1 protein-coding gene and 2 pseudogenes are annotated in these 1,989 nt (G+C 47.4%); 1 reads left to right on the forward strand and 2 read right to left on the reverse strand.

Features of this window, described 5'->3' with window-relative positions:
* Positions 1-309 precede the first annotated feature (309 nt).
* A pseudogene (locus ACFO6W_RS26015) lies at positions 310-525 on the forward strand (TOTE conflict system archaeo-eukaryotic primase domain-containing protein); the annotation flags it as partial.
* A 54-nt stretch (positions 526-579) separates the two neighbouring features.
* Here ACFO6W_RS26015 and ACFO6W_RS26020 read toward each other — a convergent pair.
* Both ACFO6W_RS26020 and tnpB read right to left on the reverse strand, forming a co-directional pair.
* Positions 580-1,539: pseudogene (locus ACFO6W_RS26020) on the reverse strand (IS66 family transposase); the annotation flags it as partial.
* Positions 1,540-1,613: 74 nt separating this feature from the next.
* Positions 1,614-1,989: IS66 family insertion sequence element accessory protein TnpB (gene tnpB, locus ACFO6W_RS26025; protein WP_380002046.1), on the reverse strand; the 376-nt coding region annotated here is incomplete at its 5' end.

The raw sequence follows: 1,989 nt of genomic DNA on the forward strand, positions 1-1,989 counted from the left end.
AAGCCTTATCCAAACAGGCAGTGATATTTAGCCGGAGAAAGCTTGTACAGTATTATATAAAACGATATGTTTGCAGGGAGAATATAAAAATCATGTGAAAGTTAACTGAATAGACGCAGGTTTATGGATCATGCCGGACTTTTAAAACGGATTGCCGAACTGGAAGGGCAAATAGCAGCGCTGACTGCCGAGAAAGATAAACTGCTTCATGCCTTGACCCCACCGGAACCTGCCTCCCCACCGGAAAACCCGTCCACAGGTTCACCTGTCAACAAACATAGTCCACCCAGGCAAAAAATCGAATTATTCATGTCGCTGTTCCGTGGCCGGACGGATGTTTATGCCAAACGCTATTACAACAAGAAACTGGATAAGGGGCTTTATGTGCCTGCCTGCAAAAATGAATGGGATCAGGTATTATGCAAAAAGCCGGAAATAAAATGCAGGAATTGCAAAAACAGGGTACTCCTGCCCTTAACGGACGGGGTTATCGAACGGCACCTGCGTAACAGGGATGAATCCGGGAATGGTATTATAGGCATTTACCCGCTCCTGCCGGATGAAACCTGCCGGCTCCTGGCTGTCGGAACCATAATCATAATAGAAGAACTGGCGTCCGTCCATAACGCTGCGCACAAGCCAGATATATCCCTTGACCGCCTTGTGCTTCCCATCCCGTATAACCGGTATGGTGGTCTCGTCCGATTGTAAGTAATCCGCTTCCATGACCAGTTCCTGCAGGCGGAAGTGTAAAGGCCGCAATAAATCGGCCACTTCCCTGATCCATCCGTTAACGGTCGGGGGCGGAAGGTATACCCCTACTCGCTTGAACATCTCTATCTGCCTGTTTAATGGCAGATGGTCTACATACTTACCGACTGTCAGGTCTGCCAGCAAGCAGGAGGAAGCGTAACTTTTGGCTATCGGCAGAACCGGCATCACACCGGTTTTTATCTCTTTTGTATCTTTGCGTTTTGCCGTATGGCGGATGATCCGCTTAACATAGAACTTTCCGGGTTCATGCATCAGGAGCTCAGTCACTTCTTCTCCGGGAAGCAGCGTCCATTCCCCTTCATTATAGCCTTGAGGATAGATGTGGATTTCTTCACGGGGAAACTCTGCAGGCAGGGGCTTGCGCACAGGCTGTTTCTTATTTGCCACCCGGCGGGCCGTTATAGCCGCTTTTACCGCTTTTATTTCTGTCTCGGCTTCCTGTGCCGCCTCTTCTTCTCCCGGTAGCATATCAAAGCCTTCAAAGTCAAGCCAGCGGTCCAGGGCATCAGGTTTTATAAAACGTTCGGATTTTTTTCCGTATAGTTGACGCTGGAGTTCGCATACCTGTTTCTCCAGGTTACTTATCCTTAGGTCTTTTTTGGCTATGATGGCATCTTTTTGGGACAGTTGCTTATCATAAGCATCCTTTACAGACAACGGCTCCAGCTTTTCAGATGCTATTTCTCTCAGGCGGCTGTTCTCCCGGTAAAGGTGATCACACTTTTCCATGAGTTGCTTTATGAGGTTTGTGCTGTCTGAAGGCATATGACACTAATCTTTTATGATACTAAGATAGTGATTTTTCAGCTAAATTACAATAGTTTCCAGGGGATATTTCGTTATAAATTCCACTTATCCGGACGCCATCTCTTGTGCCGTTTTACCTTACCTGTATCTATCCCCTGAACCATCAGTACAAGCTCATTCCAAAAGGTTTCCTGTGCCTTTAGCCGGTTTTGGCCCGTATCCATATCAGGAAGGTGGAAGAACCCCTGCTCCAGCTTCATGTGGTAGATAACCAAGCCGCCGCATTCCATATGTAAGATTTTCATGGAAGTACAACTCTTGTTTATGAAGATGAAGGCCTCGCCCCTTTGAACATCCATGCCCATCTGGTTAGTCACAAGGCCGCTCAGGGTGTAGAAACTTTTGCGCATGTCGCACGGATACGGGTATAAATAATACCGGTTCGATTCGTTCAGGCTGAACATGGGC

It is taken from the genome of Dysgonomonas termitidis (genome assembly GCF_042654545.1).
GTDB lineage: Bacteria > Bacteroidota > Bacteroidia > Bacteroidales > Dysgonomonadaceae > Dysgonomonas > Dysgonomonas termitidis.